We start from the raw sequence: 18,877 nt of genomic DNA, 5'->3' as shown, positions 1-18,877 counted from the left end.
CGGCGTCGTCCCGCTTTCATCAAAAGCCGATGCGCACGGCCGTCGTCACCGAATGGGCGACGGCCCCGTTGCGAGTCGCGACATCGGCGTCATAGCCGATGCGCCAGCCGATATTCGTCGCGAGATCGCCTTGCGCGCCGACGCCGACCGTGACGGAGTTACGATCATAGGTCGGAATGAGGATCGTCTGCGTCGCCATTTGGCTGAGCACGCCGGCGAGGCTGACGTTCACGCGTCTGGGATCGCGGTCGAGCATCTCATTATAGGCGACCCGCACCCAAGGATTGACGCCGAGGAAAGAGGCCGAGACCTCGCCGCCAAAGCGCAGCGTCGTCGCATAGGTCGAGTGCTCCGGATAGACGACATTGCCGCCGGCCGCCCCGCTCTCCGTATAGCCGCGAATGGTCGCATGGGTCTGCGTCACGCCGAAGAAGGGCGTGAATTGGAAGGCGTCGAGCTTCAGCTTGGCGCCGATCTCGCCGCCGAACGCGTAAGAATCGACGCTGGTGCGGCCGACGCCGGTGAGCCCATAGGCGCCGAGGCGGCGAATGTCGGAGAAGCCGACGTCCGGCGAGAAGGTCGCCGTTCCGTGCAGATAGAAGAGATCGCCGAAATAGCCGGCGTAGAGGCTCGGCGAGACGGTCGGCGAAATGTCGAAATAGCCCAGCGCGCCGCCGCCATATTGGCCTGCGCGCACCGTCGCCGCGACGCCCACGCGAATCTCCTTCCAGCCATAATCGACGCCGAAGGAGCCGCCATAGAGCGTGCGGTCGCCGTCGAGCCCGGGCCGCGACGAAGTGGGGCCGAAATCGACATTGCCGCCGAGCCAGGTCGAGAGGCCCTGCGCCGCGAAGACGCCGCTCTGCGCGCGTCGAATCGATTGCAGCTGCGCGATGACCGGCGCGGCGGCGCTGGAGGCGAGGCCGAGAGCGCCGGCGTCGATGCGGCCGAGCACCTGAGGCGCCGTGTCGCGCATGGATTTGAGGAACAGCGGATCGACGGCGGTCGGCAGGGTGAGCTGATAGACCAGGACCATATTGTCGTTGTTCTGGCCGGAGTTGTAGGTCTGGCCCTGCATCACGCCATTGGTCGTGGTGAAATCATTGTCGTTGGAGACGAAGAGATAGAAGTCGTTCGGCCGGCCCTCGACGAGCGTCGGGACGAGCGCCATGCCCTCCCATTTCTCCGACAGGGTGAGCTGCGACTGCGCCGACTGGCCGGGCGCTCCATTGTTGAGGTTGAGGCCGAAGCGGGCGAGCTGTGTCGTGTTCAGCATGTTCACGAGCTCGACCGACTGCGCCGGCGTGATCGCCGGATTCAGCACGCCATTGGGCGCGACCTGGCCGCCCGCCGTCGTATCGGCGGCCGTGCCGGCGACATTGGTCGCCTGTCCGATGTCGACGAGATAGATGGATTTGACCATGATCGGATTGCCGGCCGCCGAACCCTGGCCGGTTCCGTCGCGCGCCAGCACGAGGAACTGCTTGTCGTTGAGCGCCACCATCTCGCTCTGCGCCGCGGTGCGATTGGCGCTGCCGCCATCGCCGTTCTGCCTGTAGGTCGGCAGCTGCAGCACATAGGTCTCGATCGGCGCCGCCGGCGTCGGATTGAGCGAAATATCATAGACCAGGATGCGCGTGTTGTTGCGCGTTTGCTGTCCAGAGGCCTGGTCCTGCATCGTCGCGCTCTGCAGGATCGCGAACAGCCGGTTGCCGTCCGGGCTCACCGAGACCGCCTCGAGGCCTTGATTGTTGCGGCGTCCCGTCGTCGGCGCGACGGTCGAGTTGAAGTCGATCGCGCCATTGGTTCGCGGCAGCAGCGAAGAGGGAACGCCGACCGAGCCGACGAGATTGCCATTGGCGTCGAAATAGAAGATCGACGGGCCATATTCGTCGCTGACGTAGAAGCTGCGGTCGGTCTTGAAGGCGAGGCCCTCCGCGTCGAGCGATATCTTGCCGGCGCCTATGCCGGCGGCAGGGCTCGGCGCGAGGCGGCCGAAGAGATTGACGGCGCCCGACCCAGAATCGGCGCCGGTGAATGTCTTGCCCTGATTGTCGCGCAGCAGAACGCCGCCGTCGGGCGTCATCTGCACCTGATTCTGCGAGCTGGTGGAGGCGGGGAGATTCGCGCCCGAATAGGGCGAGAAGGCGATGTTGAAGCGCAGCAGCCGTCCCGCATAATCGGAGAAGACGCCATTGGCGGGATCGTTGAGGCCGCGGTCGGGCAGGGCGAGCATGGTCGCGACGAAAGTCGAGCCGCTGCGCCGCCAGGAATAAGGATCGATGGCGAGGCTCGAGAAGGAGCCGAGCGTGTCGCCGAGGAAATCGACCGTCCCAGCCGGAAGACGTCCGGTTCCGACGAGACCTTGATTGGTGAAGGTCACGCCTCCCATGCTGATAGAGGCGGCCCCGTCATTGGCGACGACATTGGGCGTGCGATAGGTCTGCGCCATTGCGGCGCCATGCAGCGCGAGCGTCGAGATGGACGCGAGCAACCAGTTACGAAAAGGCATTTTATCCCCCGGCTTTAGCTTGGCCGGAGGTCGGTCTATGGCCGCCCGTTAACGATTCCGTGACAGTCTGGCCACGGTCGCTAACAGGACGGAAACATTCTCAGGCTGTGGCCCTTCCGCCACAATTCGCGAGCGTCACAAGGAGACGTAGACGAATTTGAGGCCCTTGAGCGTCGGGTAGTTCTCGCGCAGCGCCTTGGCGATCTTGCCGACGAGGTCCTTGTCGCCGGCCGCCGAGGGGCCGACGAAATCCGTTCCCTGCATCCATGTCTCGAGGAAGCAGTGGAGCGTGTTGTCGTAGGCGTCGTCGGTGGGATGCGCCGTCTTGTCGGCGAGCGAGGCGATTCCGTCGGCGCTGACCTCGAGGCGCCAGTCGCGGTCGTCGACGACCGAGCCGATCAGCTTCGCAATGTCGGCGTCGGTCCAATCGCCCTTCAAATCAACGGCCATTTTTTTCGCTCCTTGCTGCGCGCGGCTTCGGCGGCGCGGGACAAAATGGACGAAGGGCCGGGATCGCCTGTCGGATAGCCGACAGGCGCACATCGCGGCCCTTCCCGCAGGCTCACTTCTTGGTGAGCTTCGCCACCGCCATGTCGATCGCGGTCGTCGCTTCGCCGACGGTGAGCCACGCCTCGGCGCGGTCCTCGTTCTTGAAGGATTTGCCGAGATTGTACGGCTCCTCGCCCGGAACGTGCAGGAAGCAGGCCCATTTTCCGTCGGCCTGCTCCTCGACCGTCACTTTGTAGTCCGCCACGCGGTCCTCCTGTTGCTTTGCTGCGTCTGTTCTCACGGTGCGCCGGTCCGTCCCCGGCGCGACTGTGGCGAAGCAGATTGGGCGCCATATGGCGAGACATGCGGCGGCACGCTTATTGAACCTCGCCTCGCGGCCGGCGGAGCGCCGGGGCAAGGAGGACGATCCCCATGACCGACATTGTCGAAGGGCCGGCGCTGGCCGCTCTCTCCTGCGGCAAGCCCGCCTTTCTCGTCGTGATGCTGCATGGCGAGGGCGCCGACGGCCAGACCATGGTCGATCATGCGCTGAACTGGGCTCCGACCATGCCCAAGGCCGAATTTCTCGCCGCCGAAGCGCCCGCGAGCGTCGATGGCGTGAAGCGCTGGTTCGACGGTGGTGATCCGGAGGGGCTCGCCAAAGGGCTAGCGGCGCTCGAGCGCTTTCTAGAGGCGGCGCTGGCGAAGCGCCGTCTTCCGGCCTCGCATCTGGCGCTGGTCGGTTTCTCGCAGGGGGCGACGCTCGCGCTGCTCGCCGGAGTCGCGCGGCCGGGGCCGGCGGCGGCGGTGGTGGTGTTTTCCGGCGGTCCCTATGGCGCTCCGTCCGTCGGCGCCGATGGCGCGCCGCCCATTCTGCTGATCCATGGCGACGCCGACGTGGTTTCGCCGCTCGCCGCCGCACGCGAGACAAAGGCTGCGCTGACGGGGCAGGGCGCCAAGGTCTGGTCGATGACGCGCAAGGGGCTCGATCATGCGATGGACGATGACGGGGTGATCGCCGCCGGCGATTTCCTCACCGAGCATGTCGTGCACAAGAAGGGCGCGGCGCAAGACGATCACGACCACGATCACGACGACCACGATCACGCGCATTGAGGCTCGGCACGGCTCTTGCGGGACGAGGTCAGGCTCTATGCGAAAGGAGATATGGCCATGGCCCTGACCGCCGAGGACATAAAAGAAGGCAAATGCTATGCGACCCGCGGACCCGAGCGATACAAGGTGATCGCCATCAATCCGCGCGGAATCGTCACCTTCCTGACCTGGGAAGGCAATCAGAAGCCGAGCCCCCTGCGCGCCAATTGCGGCATGAAGGCCTTTCTCGAAGGCGTGACGAAGGAAATCCCCTGTCCGGCGGAATAGCGGGGCGAGGCCGCGCGAAGATCGGACGTCGATGACGCATGGCGCTCCCGCAGCGGCGTCCGCCGCTGCGGTCACTCGACGTTCAGCTGCCAGGAAATCCCGAATTTGTCCTTCAGCCAGCCGAACTTCCTGCTGAAGCCGTAATCGGCCGGCGGCATGAGGTATTCGCCGCCGGCGCTCAGCTGGCCAGCGATTCCGTCGAGCTCTCCTTCATCGGCGCAGGTGATGAAGAATGAGATGCTCGGCGTGAAGGAGAAGGGATGGGGAATGGGGCTGTCGAAGAAAATGAGCTCCTGGCCGCAGATCGAGACCAGGGCCCGTTTCACGCTGCCCGCCGGCTCGGGGCCCGAGCCGTCATAACGATCCATCGTCACGATGCTGCTGTCGGGGATGGAGGCGAGATAGAAGTCGATCGCCTCCTGCGCGCTTCCCTCGAACATCAGAAACGGCGTCATATTTTTCGGCATGAGAAAAGCTCCCCCTCCTTGTCGGCGCATCCGCCGGCGATCACACTGGCAAAGTGACGGTCGCGCGCAAGCCGCCGAGCGGCGAGCCCTCGAGCGTCACCTCGCCGCCATGCGAGCGCATGATGTCGCGCGCTATGGCGAGGCCGAGCCCGGAATGGCTCTCGTCCTGATTGCGCGACTCGTCGAGCCGGTAGAAGGGCCGGAAGGCGTCGTCACGCCGCTCGACCGGAATGCCCGGGCCGTCGTCGTCTATATGGATGGTCAGCATATGGCCGTCGTTGACGCCGGTGAGCGTTATGTTTTTCGCGTAGCGCTGGGCGTTGCCGACGAGATTGGCCAGGCAGCGTCGGAAGGCCGCGGGACGCACGGCCACCAGCCTGCGGCCGGAAAAGTCCGTCTGCGCTCCGAGGCCGCGCCGCTCCGTATCGGTTTTCAGCTCGTCGAGCATCGCCGCGACGTCGGTCTCCGCCGTCGCCTCGCCGCCGTCGCCGCGCGCGAAGGCGAGATAGGCCTCGACCATGCGCTCCATTTCGTCGACGTCCTTCTTCATCTCGGCCGTCTCCGCCGTCTCGCCGATGAGGGCGAGCGACAGCTTGAAGCGCGTGATGATGGTGCGCAGATCATGCGATACGCCATTGAGCATTGTGGTGCGCTGCTCCATGGCGCGCTCGACGCGGCGTTTCATCTCCAAAAAGGCGGCGCCGGCCTGCCGCACCTCGCGCGCGCCGCGCGGGCTGAAGGCGACCTCGCGGCCCTTGCCGAACTCCTCCGCCGCGCGGGCGAGGCGCAGGATCGGACGAATCTGATTGCGCAGGAAGGACGTCGCAATGGCGATGATGACCATCGAGGCGATCACGGTCCAGATGAAGAAGATTTCCGAGTTGGACGCATAGGCCTGGGTGCGATGCGCGAGCAGGCGCATCACCGAATCGTCGAGCGCGACTCTTATTTCCACAATGTTGGAGCGCCCCACCGTGTCGATCCAGAAGGGGCGCTGCAGGCGCAGCGACAATTCCCGCGACAAAGTATGGTCGAGCAGCGAGAAGAATGGCTTGGCGGCCGGCGGCGGCAGCGGCTCCTTGGGCAGGAAATGAACGTCTATGCTCAAATCCTCGCCGGCGATGCGCTGGATGATGTCGCGATGCTCGCCTTTGGGAAAGGCGTCGTAGAAATCGATCAGAGCGGCGACGTCGCGCGCTACGGCGGCGGAGAGGCGCGACGTCACCGCCTGCCAATGCCGCTCCATGAAAAAATAGGCGACCGCCGATTGCAGCAGCACGATCGGTAGAATCACGATCAGCAGCGAGCGGGCGTAGAGCCCCTTGGGCATTCGCTCATGCAGCCAGCCGGCGAAGCGCCGCCAGAGCTGGCGCGGGGCGTCGAGCGCGGCGGGGAGGGCTAGGGTCATTGCGCTTTTCCGTATTCCTCGTCCGGTCCGATGATGGCGTCCGCCCACAGCCTGTAGCCGCGGCCGCGGATCGTCTGCAAATGGCGCGGGCCTTGCGCGTCGCTCTCGAGCTTGCGGCGCAGCCGCGCCACCTCGACATCGACGCTGCGCTCGCCCGCGCTCTCGACTTTGCCATTGACGAGGCGCTGCGCCAACCTCTGCCGTGACACGATCTCGCCCGCATTCATCGCCAGCACGCGCAAAATCTCCTCTTCGCGAGTCGTCAGATGGACGATTCGATCATGTTCGCGCAATCGGCCCTTTTCGAGATCGAAGCCGAAGGCGCCGAAACGCACGCTCGCCGCCGCCGGGGCGGGGCGGGGCGCGCGGCCGGCGCGGCGCAGAATGCTGGCGATGCGCAGCGACAATTCGCGCGGCTCGAAGGGCTTGGCGAGATAATCGTCGACGCCGGCCTCCAGCCCGGCCACGCGATCGGCCGTCTCGCCGCGCGCGGTCAGCATGAGAATGGGGGAGGAGCGCAGCGGCTCCGCCTCGCTGCGCAATTTGCGCGCGAATTCCGGTCCGCTCTCGCCGGGCATCATCACATCGAGGACGATGAGGTCGAAGGTCATGTCCGCGAGCCGCGCGCGCGCCTGGGCGGCGTCGGCGGCGGCGCTGACCAGATAGCCCTGCGCGGCGAGATAGCGCGACAGCAGCGAGCGTATGCGCCTGTCGTCGTCGACCACGAGAATATGCGGGCCGGGCTCGGCCGCGGTCTGCGGCGCCGGCGCGCTCATGCGGCGTCGTCTTCGGTGAGCTGCCGCCGGCGCCGGCGCGGCGGCAGATGCGCGCGCACTTTCTCGCGGTCCGGGGCGTTGACCATGGCCAGCAGAAAATCGACGGTCGTCTCGCGCGCCTCGGGCGGCAGCTCGCCGAAGACGCGGCGGAAGCGCTCCGATTGCAGCGCCGCCAGCTCCTGGGCGAGACGCGCGCCCTTGGCTGTCGGGAAGAGGAGGCGCTGGCGACGGTCGGTCGCGCCCTCGCGCGCCTCGACGAAGCCGGCGTCGAGCAATTGCTTGAGCACGCGGTTGAGGCTCTGCTTGGTGATTTTCAGAATATCGAGCAAAGCGGCGATGGCGAGGCCGGGGCGGCGATAGACGAAATGCAGCACGCGGTGATGGGCGCGGCCGAACTGGTAATTCTCGAGCAGCCGGTCGGCGTCGCCGACGAAATCGCGATAGGCGAAGAAGAACAGCTCGATGAGATCGAACATGGGCTCGCTCTCGGGCGCGGGCTCGCGTCCGACGTGCGCCTGCGTCGAGGCCGGGCGCAAAGGCTTGCGTTCGATGGATGCTTTCACGTCGGGAACCGCTATATGTCGGTGGAAGCGAAAACCCTCGGACAGGGCGAACGAGCGAAAGACGGAAGCGCTGGTATGAGAGGCGTTTCCACCTCCCCCTCGAGGGGGGAGGTCGAGCGCAGAAGGCGCTCGGGAGGGGGTGACGTCCCGAGTCTCGGGGGCGCACCCCACCCCGTCCTGCTACGCAGGCCGACCCTCCCCCTGAAGGGGAGGGTGAAACGCCCTCCGGCGTTCATTCGATCGTCCTGAACTTATACGTCAGCTATATTGACATATTTCTGACCGATGGCTAGTGGTTTGGAGAAGGCCGGCTCGAGACCGGCCGCCGCATGGGACGGCCCCCCTTTTTCGCCTTTGACCTCATCGGAGTGTCGGATGTCGGTTTTGCCCTTCGACCAGCGCGACGGCTACATCTGGTTCAATGGCGCGCTCATCCCCTGGCGCGACGCCAAGCTCCATGTTCTCTCGCACGGGCTGCACTACGGCTCCAGCGTGTTCGAGGGCGAGCGCGCCTATGGCGGCGTGATCTTCAAATCGACCGAGCATTCCGAGCGCTTCAAGCGTTCGGCGCAAATCCTCGATTTCGAGATTCCCTATAGCGTCGCCGAGCTCGACGCGGCCAAGGCCGCGGTGGTGAAGGCCAATGGCTTCGACAGCTGCTATGTGCGGCCGGTGGCCTGGCGCGGCAGCGAGATGATGGCCGTCGCCGCGCAGAACTCGACGATCAATGTCGCGATCGCCGTGTGGGACTGGCCGAGCATGTTCGACGTCGCCACCAAGATGAAGGGCATTCGCCTCGACATCGCCGATTATCGCCGGCCCGATCCGCAGACCGCGCCCTCGCTGGCCAAGGCGGCGGGCCTCTATATGATCTGCACCATCTCCAAGCATCGCGCCGAGCGCCGCGGCTACGCCGACGCTCTGATGCTCGACTGGCTCGGCCGCGTCGCCGAATGCACCGGGGCCAATATTTTCTTCGTGAAGGACGGCGTGCTGCATACGCCTCTCGCCGATTGCTTTCTGGACGGCATCACCCGCCGCACGGTCATCGATCTCGCCCGCCGCCGCGGGATGGAGGTGATCGAGCGCCGCATCATGCCGGACGAACTGCCGAGCTTCAGCGAATGCTTCATCTGCGGCACGGGCGCGGAGGTCACGCCGGTCGCCGAGGCCGGCCCCTATCGCTTCACGCCGGGCGCCATTTCGCGCACGCTGATCGAAGACTATACGCGCGAAGTGAATCCGAAGGCGGCCGCCGCCTAAAGACGAATTGCTTCGTGTCCTTCGCGTCTTCGTGGTAAAAAAATCCCTCGAAGGCGCGACTGACGCGACGGGCCGAGGGGTTGGCGAGGCATGGGAAAGGTCACGGGGTTTCTGGAAGTCGACCGGCAGGACCGCAAATACAAGCCGGCCGCCGACCGCATCCGCCATTATGACGAGTTCGTCATACCCCTCTCGGAGGAGGCGACGCGCAATCAGGCGGCGCGCTGCATGGATTGCGGCATTCCGTTCTGCCACAATGGCTGCCCGGTCAATAATCAGATCCCGGACTGGAACGATCTCGTCTACAACGGCGACTGGCGCCGCGCCCTGGCCAATCTCCACTCCACCAATAATTTCCCGGAATTCACCGGCCGCGTCTGCCCCGCGCCCTGCGAGGCCTCTTGCACGTTGAATCTCGTCGATCAGCCGGTCACGATCAAGACGATCGAATGCGCGATCGTCGACCGCGGCTTCGAGGCGGGCTGGGTTCTGCCCGAGCCGCCGAAGAAAAAGACCGGCAAGCGCATCGCCGTCGTCGGCGCCGGCCCGGCCGGTCTCGCGGCCGCGCAGCAGCTGGCGCGCGTCGGCCATGACGTGCATGTCTATGAGAAATTCGCCAAGGCCGGCGGCCTGCTGCGCTATGGCATTCCCGACTTCAAAATGGAGAAGCATCTCATCGACCGCCGCGTGGCGCAGCTCGAGGCGGAAGGGGTGGCTTTCCATTACAATGTGCATGTCGGCGTCGATCTCGAGGCGGAGAAGCTCGTCGGAGAGCATGACGCCGTGATCCTCTCCGGCGGCGCCGAGCAGCCGCGCGATCTTCCCATTCCGGGGCGCGAATTGCGCGGCGTGCATTTCGCAATGGATTTCCTGCCGCAGCAGAACCGCCGCGTCTCCGGCGAGCCGCTCGTCACCAATGAGCCGATCCTCGCCTCCGGCAAGCATGTCGTCGTCATCGGCGGCGGCGACACGGGCTCGGACTGCATCGGCACATCGGTGCGGCAGGGCGCGCTTTCGGTGACGCAGCTCGAGATCATGCCGCGGCCGCCGGAGAAGGAGGCCAAGCTCGTCACCTGGCCGGACTGGCCGCTGAAGCTGCGCACCTCCTCCTCCCATGACGAGGGCTCGACGCGCGAGTTCGCGGTGATGACGCGGGAGTTTCTGGGCGCAGACGGCGCCGTCACGGGCCTGCGCTGCGAGCGCGTCGACGGTAAGCTGGCCGCCGTTCCGGGCAGCGAGTTCACGCTGAAGGCCGATCTCGTGCTGCTGGCCATGGGTTTCGTCTCGCCGGTCCGCGAGGGCCTGCTGGAGAAGCTCGCGGTCACGCTGGACCCGCGCGGCAATGTAGCCGCCGACGTCAAATCCTACCGATCGTCACGCGAGAAAGTCTTCGCGTGCGGAGACATGCGGCGCGGGCAATCGCTCGTCGTATGGGCGATCCGCGAGGGCCGGCAATGCGCCGCCTCGGTGGACGCGTTTCTGATGGGCGAAACAAATCTACCGAGGTGAGGACAATGCCCACGGCCCTGTGGTACTGTGAGAATATCGGAAATTCCGCGCTGCCCTATCTGCTGCTCGCCATGCCGATGGGCGGAGCCTATCTCTACGGGCAGAAGAAAACGCGCATCGCCTGGATATTGATCGGCGTCTGGGCCGTCGCGCAGATCGTCATGTCGGGCCTGACCAACGCCAATTGCGTCGGCTGACCTTCGATCCGAATAGAGAGCCGAGAGCGTGATCCGATGGGATCGGATCACGCTTCGGATCGAACGAGCGCGGGGTTTTCGTCAGAGCGGGGATCGCGTCAGAGAACGTGGACCTGCGTGCCGACCTTCACGCGGCTATAGAGGTCGGTGACGTCGCCGTTCAGCATACGTATGCAGCCGGAAGAGACGCCATGGCCGATCGTCCAGGGCTCGTTGGAGCCATGGATGCGGAACATCGTGTCGCGGCCGCCCGAATAGAGATACATGGCGCGCGCGCCGAGCGGGTTGTTGGCTCCGCCGCTCATATGGCGCGGCAGATCGGGGCGGCGGTGCAGCATGGCGGAGGGCGGCGTCCAGGCCGGCCAGGCCTCCTTGCGGCCGATATGGGTGTGGCCGCGCCAGGTGAAGCCCGGTCGGCCGACGCCGACGCCATAGCGGATCGCCTGACCATCGTTCATCGACAGATAGAGATAGCGGTTTTGGGTATCGACGGTGATCGTTCCCGGCCGCTGGCGGGTCGGATCGGCGACGACCGAGCGGGTCGACGAAGCTTCGCCGGCGAGCTGGCCGTCGGAATAGGACGGAGCGCTCGCGGCGGAACGTCCGCTGAACAGGAAGGCGAACGGGTTTTCGAAAGCCTGCGCGGCCGGCGCGGCGCAGCCGAACGCCAGAGCGAGCGCGACGGAAAGAGACGGACGACGAAAATTCATGATGGCTACTCCCTTCGAGGCCCTCGGGCCCTTCGAGCGGGAGGAAAATGCCGCGTGAGGCGCGCCGGTTCCGACGCTGGCGCGCTGTCGTCGCGCTTCATTCGAGACGAATTGAACGCGCAATTGACGGCTTTTGCGCGTTTTGAGCGATTTCGCGCCTCAGCGCGTCTCGGCGGCGGACGGCGGGGCCGCGACCGGGGCCGGCGTCGACGCCTGCGTGGCGGTCGGCGCGAGATTTGGCGCACCCTTCGGCCGAGACGCGCCCTTGGGCCAAGAGAAGTCATCGGCGCGGCCGGGCTGGCTCGGCTGTTCGCCGCCCTCTACGTAAATATGGTCGACCAGCGCCCGCGCCGCCGTCGCGCGGGCCTCTTCTCCATTGGCGGCGGGCGATTTTCCGCGCCGGGCCAGCTCGCCGTCGGCGGCGATGGCGCTGGCCGTCAGCGATTGCAGCGGGCCGATCGCCGGACGATCGGGCAAAATGGGCGCGGCCGCCGGAACAGGGCCGCTCGGCGCGATGATCTGGATCGGCGGGGCGACGGCCGCCGCGGCCTCCGCGGGCGCGGTTTCCTCCGCGGATGGCTGCATGGACGGCTGGACGGGAGGCGCAGCGGCGGCGTCGGCCGGCGCCGCGTCGGGCGCCGGATGGCGCGCGTCGAACAGCCGCTTGATCTCGCCCTCGACGAAATGAGCGAGCTTTCGCGCGCCGACATCCGTGAAATGGACGCCGTCCGCCGATCTCAGCTTGACGATGCGTCCATTTATGTCCGGGCCGAAGGCCTGATATTGGTTGCGCTCATCGGCGAAGGCCTCCCAAATATCGATGAAAGGCGCGCTCTCCTGCGCCGCCGCGCGACGATAAATATCGTTGAGCTTGGCCATATCGGCGGCGAAATGCTCATTCTTGGTGACCGGCAGGCCGACCCAGACGAGCGGAATCTTCTTCTCCCGAAAAGCGGCCCTGACGCTCTCCACGCGCTGGGCGTAGCGCTCGCGCCAGCGCGGCGACAGCGCCTCCATCGTCTCCGAGCCCTCGTGAATGGCCTGGCGATCGTTCGAGCCGATCATGATGACGGCCATGTCGATCTTGTCGCCGCCGGCCAGCAGCTCGCGCGCGGCTTTCGGCCAATCGAAAAAATCCTCGCGCACGAGGCCGGTGCTGTCCTTGGCCCTGTGCAAAATGCGAATGTCGGCGCGGTCCGAATAGGCCTCCTCCAAGCCGTCGGCCAGCATCTGCCCCAGGCTGTCGCCGATCACCGCCACATGGAAGGGCGGCGGAGCGTCGGGGTCCTCGGGCTTTTGGGTCTTCTCCTTTTTGGCGGCCTTGCTCTGGCCGCGCCAATAGGCCGGCGCGCTATATTCGCGATGCGGCACCAGGCGGCGCATTCGTCCGGTCTCATGTGCGGGCGGGCGCGCCTGCGGAGCGTGCGGCCTCCCGCCGAACAGCCCTTGAAAAAAATCCGCGACAGGATCCTGCGCGCGGGCGCTCTCGACGCCGCCGAGGAGCAGCGCGACGAGAAGGACCGCGAGGAGGCCGAGAGAATGGGACAGGCTGCGCATATCGCCAATATAGCGCGGCCCCGGCGGCAAAGCGATCCGGCGTCCCCGCTGCGCGCGCATTGGCGGCCGCGCTCGCGCTCACCGCAGATGCGCGGGCGCCTGCGGATTATGCGCCGGATCGGTGTCGTGTTTGGAAAGCTTCTCGACCAGGCCGCCGCCGACCAGCGGCGTGAGATCGGCCTCGAGCGCGTCCGCGGCGGCTTTCGGATAGACCTCCTCGCCTTCGACATAAAGGGAGAAGGATTTGACATGCTTGGCCTTCTTGACCGGATCCGCGATCGTCGCCTTGGTCCATTTATAGAGCGGAAAATGTTCGACGCCCTGTTTCTCCGCCTCGGCGACATAATGGGCGAAAGCGTCGAATTGATTGCTCAGCGCCGCATGATGCTTGGCCAAGATCGCCGCGATCGGCGCGAGCGCGGCGTTCTGCGGATCGGTGCGGGCGAGCTCGGCGTAGTCGTCGCTGATGTTCAGCCGGATCTGATAGCGCAGCTCTTCGCTCATCTTCATGCTCCTCTGGTCGGCGAGACGGGACGCCGCGCCCCGGTCTGCGTCCTGGCGCGTCGCGGGGACGATCGGCGCGCTCCGCGCGGGCTCGGCGAGCCCGAGCAGCGCAAAGCCGGCAAGGAGCGTGCGAATAGCGCTCGGCATATGAGCTTCCCTATGACGTCGCCCTGTCGCGTCGATGCAATATCCTAGTGAATAAGTAGATTGCGTCAACGCCCTCCGTTTCGCCGCGCGGCGGCTTGACGCGGCGCCTCGCGCTCCGGCATCAATCCGCTTCTGGGATTTTGCGGAGCGGCGCATGTTCAAGCAATCGATCTTCGTCGGCGCGGTCCTGGCGCTGCTGTCGCTTTTCGCGCCGATCGGCGTCATGGCGGAGCCGGAGCGTGAGCGGAGCGCGGCGATCGATCCGGCGGAGGCGCGCGGCGCCGGCTCCTTCGACTTCTATGTGCTGACGCTCTCCTGGTCTCCGGCTTTTTGCGCGAGCGGCGGCGGCCGCGAATATCGTTCGCAATGCGAGCCCGGCCTCGGCAAGGGCTTTGTCACGCATGGCTTGTGGCCGCAATATGAGCACGGATTCCCCAGCGATTGCGACGGCGCCGCGACGCCCTCGCGCATGGCGCTCGACCATGCCGCAGGGGTCTATCCCGACGAGGGGCTGGCGCGGCACGAGTGGCGCAAGCATGGCCGCTGCTCGGGCAAGAGCCCGAGCGATTATTTCCTCGATGTGCGCCGCGCGACGCAGAGCGTGACGATCCCGGCGCCATTCGAGCGGCCGCGGGAGGCGCAGAGCTTCGCGCCGCTCGATATTCAGCGCGCTTTCATCGCCGCTAATCCGCGGCTGCGGCCGGGGATGCTCGCCGTCACCTGCCGCAAGGGCGCGCTGCAGGATGTGCGCATCTGCCTCTCGCGCGATCTGCGCGAGTTCCGCCCTTGTCCCGAGATCGTGCGAAGCGCGTGCCGCGCGGGCGAAATCTCCGTGCCGGCGCCGCTGTAGACGATGAATTATCGCCATGGCTTCCACGCCGGCAATTTCGCCGATGTGTTCAAACATGCGCTGCTGACGCGGCTTCTCCTCTATCTCACGCGCAAGGAGACGCCGTTTCGCGTCATTGACACACATGCGGGGGAAGGCGCCTATGACCTTTGCGCCGACGCCGCCGAGCGCACCGGCGAATGGCGCGGCGGCATTGCGCGGCTCGCCGATCTCTCCGGCGCCGATGCGCGGTCGCGCGAATTGCTCGCGCCCTATCTCGATATAGTCGGCCCGCTCGGGGCCGATGGACGGCCGGCGCTCTATCCCGGCTCGCCGCTGATCGCGACGCATTTCCTGCGTGCGCAGGATCGCGCCGTCTTCTGCGAATTGCGGCCCGAAGCATATGACGCGTTGCAGACGCGCTTCGCGCGCGACAAGCGCGTCAAGACCATTCATCTCGACGGCTATGTCGGCCTCTCGGCTTTCGTGCCGCCGAAGGAGCGGCGCGGGCTCGTGCTCGTCGATCCGCCTTTCGAGCAGCGCGACGAGACCGAGCGTATGCTGAAGGCGTTGCTCGAGGCGCATCGCAAATGGCCGACGGGCATTTATGCGCTGTGGCGGCCGATCAAGGACGCGGCGGAGTCTCGCTCGCTGATCGGCGCCTTGCGCGAGAGCGGCGTGAAGAAGATCTTGCGTCTCGATCTTTCGGTGGGCGGCGCCGATCTGGATACGAAATTGCGGAGCACAGGGCTCATCGTCGTCAATCCGCCCTTCACCTTCGAGGAGGAGGCGAGGGCGATTTGCGCCTTTCTCGAAAAGCGGCTGGCGCAGGGGGCGGGCGCGAAATGCGAGATCGAATGGGTGAGCGGCGAGTGAGATTCGAATCTCGCGCGCCGTCCCTGTCGTGAGGAAATCCGTGATCGCGCTGTGCATGTCCGAAATGCGGCCGAGCCCTACTGTCCAGCTCGTGCTAAAATCATGCGTCGATGTGATCGAGCTGCTCGGCCCGTCGATTTTCGACCAGACGCCCGGGAGGCGCGCATGAGGTTTTTCGTCGCATTTTTGTGTAACATCGCCGCCATGACGTTCGCGGGATCGTGTTTCGCTTTTTCGCCGACCTATTTCACATGGCCGGATCACAGCGGATACAATCTCGATCAGATCTTGCGGATCGAAAGAGCGCCGACGCCGGAATTCGGCGGGTTCTTCTGGTCCCACCAATTCTACGTCGGCGACAAGAGCGATCATGACACGATGTATATGGGCCTGCAGCAACAGCAGGACGGCAGACGAAACGTGATCATGTCGATATTCTACAAGCCGACGACGGTCGTCGACGCGAAAAGCGTCAAATGCCCTCTGCCGGCGGATCGCTACATTTCGTGTCAGGCGTCGCAGAAGGCCGGCGACCAGGCTCCCGGCGCGCAGATCGTCGCGACCTATCCCTGGGTCGAGGGTCGTGATTATAGGCTGCGCGTCTGGAATGTCGACGGAAGCTGGTGGAACTTCTACGTCATGGACATGACGACGAAGGAGGAGACCCTTTTCGGCTCGATCGACAGCCAGGACTTCCCGAAAGGACGCCTCAATCCGACGAATTCGAGCGTCCAGTGGGAGGAAGTGTTCGGCGGCCAGCAGAGCCGCGGCGATTGCGCCTATTCGCCGCAAAAAGTCGTGTGGACGAGCCCCACGATGGACAATCTCGGCGTGGCTCCGAAGACATATGGCTATGACGGGACGCAAGCGCCTTTCAAGATCTTTCCCGAAGCCGGGAACAGGCATTACGAGACGCTCACCTGCCCGCTCGGCGGCGTTCCGATGGGCAATTACGGGGCGAGCGCCTGCTATTATCTCGGCGACGCCGGAAAATCCTGCTCTGAGGTCTGCACCTCGGCGCGAACCCTGCCGACGACGACATGCAGCGCGGCGGTCCCCTACACGCTCGGTGGAATCGCCTCCGATCGCGTGACATCGCCCTATCTCGGCACGCCCGGGCAGGGAGGGGATGTCGGAAGATGCGACAGCGTGCTGGCGGCGCTCCAGCTGCCGAAAGCGGAGGCCGGCACGCGCATAAATCCCCAGGAGGGGCTCGGCTGCCACCGCTATCCGCCCAAGAGCTGGTGGCTCCTGACGCCCGACACGACGGCCGCCTCGTCGGCGCCCGGCGCGCAGCGCGTTTGCGGCTGCGGTCCCTGAGCCGGACGAGAGGGGAGAGCAAGGCGCGGCTCCGCGCGACGACGCGAGAGGCGGATCAAATCTCCGGCGCAGCGCCTCGCGCGGCGCCGGTCGTCATCGCGCCTATGCCTTCAACATGGGCTTCACGCGGCTGCCGCCCCTGACCGCCGCGACGAGCGCCAATGTCAGCGCCATGCCGTCCTCCCTCGTGTCTCAGCCTTCTGGAACCTCGCGCACGGCGCCGCGCGCCGCGCTGGTGGTCATGGCTGCATAGGCGCGCAGCGCCTTCGAGACTTTGCGCGCGCGTTTCGCCGGCTTCCAGGCGTCCTTGCCGCGCGCTTCTTCCGCCGCGCGGCGCTTCGCCAGCTCGTCATCGGAAACGGCGAGGCGGATGGAGCGCGCCGGAATGTCGATCTCTATCGAATCGCCCTCGCGTACCAGGCCGATGAGCCCGCCCTCGGCCGCCTCCGGCGAGACGTGGCCGATGGAGAGGCCCGATGTGCCGCCCGAAAAACGCCCGTCGGTGATGAGCGCGCAGGCTTTGCCGAGGCCTTTCGATTTCAGATAGCTCGTCGGATAGAGCATCTCCTGCATTCCGGGGCCGCCGCGTGGGCCTTCATAGCGGATCACCACCACATCGCCAGCGACGATCTTGCCGTTCAAGATCGCATCGACCGCGGCGTCCTGGCTCTCGAAGACGCGCGCCGGGCCGGCGAATTTCAGAATGGAATCGTCGACGCCAGCAGTCTTCACGATGCAGCCGTCCTGCGCCAGATTGCCGGTGAGAACCGCGAGGCCGCCATCCTTGGAGAAGGCGTGGTCCGCATCGCGCACGGCGCCCTTCTCGCGGTCGAGATCGAGCGCGTCGAAGCGGCGGCTCTGGCTGAAGGCCACTTGCGTCGGCACGCCGCCCGGCGCGGCGCGGAAGAAGGTTGCGACGCTCTCGCTATTGGAGACGCGCACGTCCCAGCGCGACAGCGCCTCGCCGAGCGTCGTCGCATGGACAGTCGGCAGGTCGGTGTGCAGCAGGCCGGCGCGCGCGAGCTCGCCGAGAATGGCGTAGATGCCGCCTGCGCGATGCACATCCTCGAGGTGAATGTCCGGCACGCTGGGCGCGACCTTGCACAGAACCGGCACGCGCCGCGACAGGCGATCGATATCGGCCATCGTAAAGGGAACTTCCGCCTCATAGGCGGCGGCGAGAATATGCAGCACCGTATTGGTGGAGCCGCCCATGGCGATGTCGAGCGTCATCGCGTTCTCGAAAGCCTCGAATTTCGCGATGGAGCGCGGCAGCACGCTGGCGTCATCCTGTTCGTACCAGCGGCGGGCGAGATCGACGATGAGATGGCCGGCCTCGACGAAGAGGCGCTCGCGATCGGCGTGCGTCGCCAGCACAGTGCCATTGCCGGGCAGGGCGAGGCCGAGCGCCTCGGCGAGGCAGTTCATCGAATTGGCGGTGAACATGCCGGAGCAGGAGCCGCAGGTGGGGCAAGCGGAACGCTCGATGACCGCGACGTCGGCGTCGCTGACCTTGTCGTCGCCGGCGGCGACCATGGCGTCGACGAGATCGAGGGCGTGAGCCTCGCCATGCAGCGTGACCTTGCCGGCCTCCATCGGCCCGCCGGAAACGAAGATGGTGGGAATGTTCAGCCGCAGCGCGGCCATCAACATGCCTGGGGTGATCTTGTCGCAATTGGAGATGCAGACGAGAGCGTCGGCGCAATGGGCGTTGCACATATATTCGACGCTATCGGCGATGATCTCGCGCGAGGGCAGGGAATAGAGCATTCCGTCATGGCCCATGGCGATGCCGTCATCGACGGCGATCGTGTCGAACTCCTTGGCGACGCCGCCGGCCTTCTCGATCTCGCGCGCGACGAGCTGGCCCAGATCTTTCAGATGCACATGGCCGGGCACGAATTGGGTGAAGGAATTGGCGACGGCGATGATCGGCTTGCCGAAATCATCGTCCTTCATGCCCGTGGCGCGCCACAGGCCGCGCGCGCCCGCCATATTGCGTCCATGGGTGGTGGTGCGGGAGCGGAACGGCGGCATTGGGCGGCTCTCTTCTTCTTGCAAAACGCGTGTTCCCGGATGCACTATCCCAACGAGCAAGGCCCCGCAACCAGTCGACGCCCCTCGAGCTCCGGCGTCGGGAGGCGGGCGGCTCGGCCCGCGCCCGTCATGCGGGGCGCGGCGCGAAGCGCGCCGCCCAGCAGTTTTATTTCGAACGATTTAGGCGAATACGCTCAGGTCTCCTGAAAAATCGGCTCCCGCTCGAGGATTGCGTTAACGGAAAATTAAGGTATATTACTTGCGTGTATTTTCGGGGTCGATGCGTATGTGGTTGGATTACAGCGACTCGCGGGAGATCGCGTGGTCCCA

The 18,877-nt window shown here is 65.8% G+C and carries 19 protein-coding genes; 8 read left to right on the top strand and 11 right to left on the bottom strand.

What is annotated here, in order from left to right:
• Positions 1–19: 19 nt before the first annotated feature.
• The 3 genes from KP010_RS05005 to KP010_RS04995 form a co-directional block, all read right to left on the bottom strand.
• The gene (locus KP010_RS05005; protein WP_185966361.1) at positions 20–2,512 is read right to left on the bottom strand and encodes an esterase-like activity of phytase family protein; all 2,493 of its coding nucleotides are present in this window, start codon (positions 2,510–2,512) and stop codon (positions 20–22) included.
• Positions 2,513–2,647: 135 nt separating this feature from the next.
• Positions 2,648–2,962: a hypothetical protein gene (locus KP010_RS05000; RefSeq protein ID WP_108916478.1), complete on the bottom strand. Its 315-nt coding sequence runs from the start codon at positions 2,960–2,962 to the stop codon at positions 2,648–2,650.
• A gap of 112 nt (positions 2,963–3,074) precedes the next feature.
• Complete coding sequence (locus tag KP010_RS04995) at positions 3,075–3,266, bottom strand: hypothetical protein (protein ID WP_026191360.1); 192 nt, start codon at positions 3,264–3,266, stop codon at positions 3,075–3,077.
• A gap of 167 nt (positions 3,267–3,433) precedes the next feature.
• On the opposite strand from KP010_RS04995, the gene KP010_RS04990 reads away from it, so the two are divergent.
• Both KP010_RS04990 and KP010_RS04985 read left to right on the top strand, forming a co-directional pair.
• Positions 3,434–4,117, top strand: coding sequence for an alpha/beta hydrolase (locus KP010_RS04990; protein WP_142861348.1), 684 nt, complete (start codon positions 3,434–3,436; stop codon positions 4,115–4,117).
• 57 nt (positions 4,118–4,174) lie between these two features.
• On the top strand, positions 4,175–4,384 hold the full coding sequence (locus tag KP010_RS04985; RefSeq protein ID WP_108916556.1) for a hypothetical protein: 210 nt from the start codon (positions 4,175–4,177) through the stop codon (positions 4,382–4,384).
• A gap of 71 nt (positions 4,385–4,455) precedes the next feature.
• On the opposite strand, the gene KP010_RS04980 is transcribed toward KP010_RS04985, so the two are convergent.
• From KP010_RS04980 to KP010_RS04965, 4 genes are read right to left on the bottom strand one after another with little or no spacing between them, the layout of a single operon-like run.
• Positions 4,456–4,851, bottom strand: coding sequence for a VOC family protein (locus KP010_RS04980; RefSeq protein ID WP_108916480.1), 396 nt, complete (start codon positions 4,849–4,851; stop codon positions 4,456–4,458).
• A 40-nt stretch (positions 4,852–4,891) separates the two neighbouring features.
• Positions 4,892–6,259 (bottom strand): ATP-binding protein, encoded by a 1,368-nt coding sequence (locus KP010_RS04975; protein ID WP_142861347.1) that lies wholly within the window; start codon positions 6,257–6,259, stop codon positions 4,892–4,894.
• Positions 6,256–7,035, bottom strand: a complete 780-nt coding sequence (locus KP010_RS04970) for a response regulator (RefSeq protein ID WP_142861346.1) — start codon at positions 7,033–7,035, stop codon at positions 6,256–6,258. The genes KP010_RS04975 and KP010_RS04970 overlap by 4 nt, the downstream gene beginning before the upstream one ends.
• Entirely contained in the window at positions 7,032–7,598 is a 567-nt protein-coding gene (locus KP010_RS04965; protein WP_142861345.1) for a MarR family winged helix-turn-helix transcriptional regulator, read from the bottom strand. Before KP010_RS04965 ends, KP010_RS04970 begins: the two co-directional genes overlap by 4 nt.
• Positions 7,599–7,973: 375 nt before the next feature.
• Here KP010_RS04965 and KP010_RS04960 point away from each other — a divergent pair, with 375 nt between their 5' ends.
• The 3 genes from KP010_RS04960 to KP010_RS04950 all read left to right on the top strand — a co-directional run bounded on the left by KP010_RS04960 (position 7,974) and on the right by KP010_RS04950 (position 10,567).
• On the top strand, positions 7,974–8,861 hold the full coding sequence (locus tag KP010_RS04960) for a branched-chain amino acid aminotransferase (RefSeq protein ID WP_142861344.1): 888 nt from the start codon (positions 7,974–7,976) through the stop codon (positions 8,859–8,861).
• A 90-nt stretch (positions 8,862–8,951) separates the two neighbouring features.
• Positions 8,952–10,370: a glutamate synthase subunit beta gene (locus tag KP010_RS04955; protein WP_142861343.1), complete on the top strand. Its 1,419-nt coding sequence runs from the start codon at positions 8,952–8,954 to the stop codon at positions 10,368–10,370.
• A gap of 5 nt (positions 10,371–10,375) precedes the next feature.
• The gene (locus tag KP010_RS04950) at positions 10,376–10,567 is read left to right on the top strand and encodes a hypothetical protein (RefSeq protein WP_108916486.1); all 192 of its coding nucleotides are present in this window, start codon (positions 10,376–10,378) and stop codon (positions 10,565–10,567) included.
• A gap of 98 nt (positions 10,568–10,665) precedes the next feature.
• Here KP010_RS04950 and KP010_RS04945 read toward each other — a convergent pair whose 3' ends face one another.
• The 3 genes from KP010_RS04945 to KP010_RS04935 form a co-directional block, all read right to left on the bottom strand.
• Positions 10,666–11,277 (bottom strand): L,D-transpeptidase, encoded by a 612-nt coding sequence (locus KP010_RS04945; RefSeq protein ID WP_108916557.1) that lies wholly within the window; start codon positions 11,275–11,277, stop codon positions 10,666–10,668.
• Positions 11,278–11,436: 159 nt separating this feature from the next.
• Positions 11,437–12,894 (bottom strand): SGNH family hydrolase, encoded by a 1,458-nt coding sequence (locus KP010_RS04940; protein ID WP_246659654.1) that lies wholly within the window; start codon positions 12,892–12,894, stop codon positions 11,437–11,439.
• 18 nt (positions 12,895–12,912) lie between these two features.
• Positions 12,913–13,485: a hypothetical protein gene (locus KP010_RS04935; protein WP_343219777.1), complete on the bottom strand. Its 573-nt coding sequence runs from the start codon at positions 13,483–13,485 to the stop codon at positions 12,913–12,915.
• A 154-nt stretch (positions 13,486–13,639) separates the two neighbouring features.
• On the opposite strand from KP010_RS04935, the gene KP010_RS04930 reads away from it, so the two are divergent.
• From KP010_RS04930 to KP010_RS04920, 3 genes are all read left to right on the top strand, one after another.
• Positions 13,640–14,335, top strand: coding sequence for a ribonuclease T2 (locus tag KP010_RS04930; RefSeq protein ID WP_142861342.1), 696 nt, complete (start codon positions 13,640–13,642; stop codon positions 14,333–14,335).
• 3 nt (positions 14,336–14,338) lie between these two features.
• A complete protein-coding gene (locus KP010_RS04925; protein WP_142861341.1) occupies positions 14,339–15,190 on the top strand; it encodes a 23S rRNA (adenine(2030)-N(6))-methyltransferase RlmJ in 852 nt (283 codons plus the stop codon).
• Positions 15,191–15,355: 165 nt separating this feature from the next.
• A complete protein-coding gene (locus KP010_RS04920) occupies positions 15,356–16,510 on the top strand; it encodes a DUF3472 domain-containing protein (RefSeq protein WP_142861340.1) in 1,155 nt (384 codons plus the stop codon).
• 192 nt (positions 16,511–16,702) lie between these two features.
• Here the strand turns inward: KP010_RS04920 and ilvD are convergent, their stop codons facing one another.
• Entirely contained in the window at positions 16,703–18,547 is a 1,845-nt protein-coding gene (gene ilvD, locus KP010_RS04915; protein WP_142861339.1) for a dihydroxy-acid dehydratase, read from the bottom strand.
• Positions 18,548–18,877: the final 330 nt, after the last annotated feature.

The organism is Methylosinus sp. KRF6 (assembly GCF_018887255.1).
Classification (GTDB): Bacteria; Pseudomonadota; Alphaproteobacteria; order Rhizobiales; family Beijerinckiaceae; genus Methylosinus; species Methylosinus sporium.
Note: the sequence above shows the minus strand (reverse complement) of the source record. Positions and strands in the feature narration are given on the sequence as shown.

Coding starts and splice junctions, on each gene's coding strand:
- KP010_RS05005 (WP_185966361.1), bottom strand. CDS start 2,512: ATGCCTTTTCGTAACTGGTTGCTCGCGTCCATCTCGACGCTCGCGCTG.
- KP010_RS05000 (WP_108916478.1), bottom strand. CDS start 2,962: ATGGCCGTTGATTTGAAGGGCGATTGGACCGACGCCGACATTGCGAAG.
- KP010_RS04990 (WP_142861348.1), top strand. CDS start 3,434: ATGACCGACATTGTCGAAGGGCCGGCGCTGGCCGCTCTCTCCTGCGGC.
- KP010_RS04985 (WP_108916556.1), top strand. CDS start 4,175: ATGGCCCTGACCGCCGAGGACATAAAAGAAGGCAAATGCTATGCGACC.
- KP010_RS04980 (WP_108916480.1), bottom strand. CDS start 4,851: ATGCCGAAAAATATGACGCCGTTTCTGATGTTCGAGGGAAGCGCGCAG.
- KP010_RS04975 (WP_142861347.1), bottom strand. CDS start 6,259: ATGACCCTAGCCCTCCCCGCCGCGCTCGACGCCCCGCGCCAGCTCTGG.
- KP010_RS04970 (WP_142861346.1), bottom strand. CDS start 7,035: ATGAGCGCGCCGGCGCCGCAGACCGCGGCCGAGCCCGGCCCGCATATT.
- KP010_RS04960 (WP_142861344.1), top strand. CDS start 7,974: ATGTCGGTTTTGCCCTTCGACCAGCGCGACGGCTACATCTGGTTCAAT.
- KP010_RS04955 (WP_142861343.1), top strand. CDS start 8,952: ATGGGAAAGGTCACGGGGTTTCTGGAAGTCGACCGGCAGGACCGCAAA.
- KP010_RS04950 (WP_108916486.1), top strand. CDS start 10,376: ATGCCCACGGCCCTGTGGTACTGTGAGAATATCGGAAATTCCGCGCTG.
- KP010_RS04945 (WP_108916557.1), bottom strand. CDS start 11,277: ATGAATTTTCGTCGTCCGTCTCTTTCCGTCGCGCTCGCTCTGGCGTTC.
- KP010_RS04940 (WP_246659654.1), bottom strand. CDS start 12,894: ATGCGCGCGCAGCGGGGACGCCGGATCGCTTTGCCGCCGGGGCCGCGC.
- KP010_RS04935 (WP_343219777.1), bottom strand. CDS start 13,485: ATGCCGAGCGCTATTCGCACGCTCCTTGCCGGCTTTGCGCTGCTCGGG.
- KP010_RS04930 (WP_142861342.1), top strand. CDS start 13,640: ATGTTCAAGCAATCGATCTTCGTCGGCGCGGTCCTGGCGCTGCTGTCG.
- KP010_RS04925 (WP_142861341.1), top strand. CDS start 14,339: ATGAATTATCGCCATGGCTTCCACGCCGGCAATTTCGCCGATGTGTTC.
- KP010_RS04920 (WP_142861340.1), top strand. CDS start 15,356: ATGAGGTTTTTCGTCGCATTTTTGTGTAACATCGCCGCCATGACGTTC.
- ilvD (WP_142861339.1), bottom strand. CDS start 18,547: ATGCCGCCGTTCCGCTCCCGCACCACCACCCATGGACGCAATATGGCG.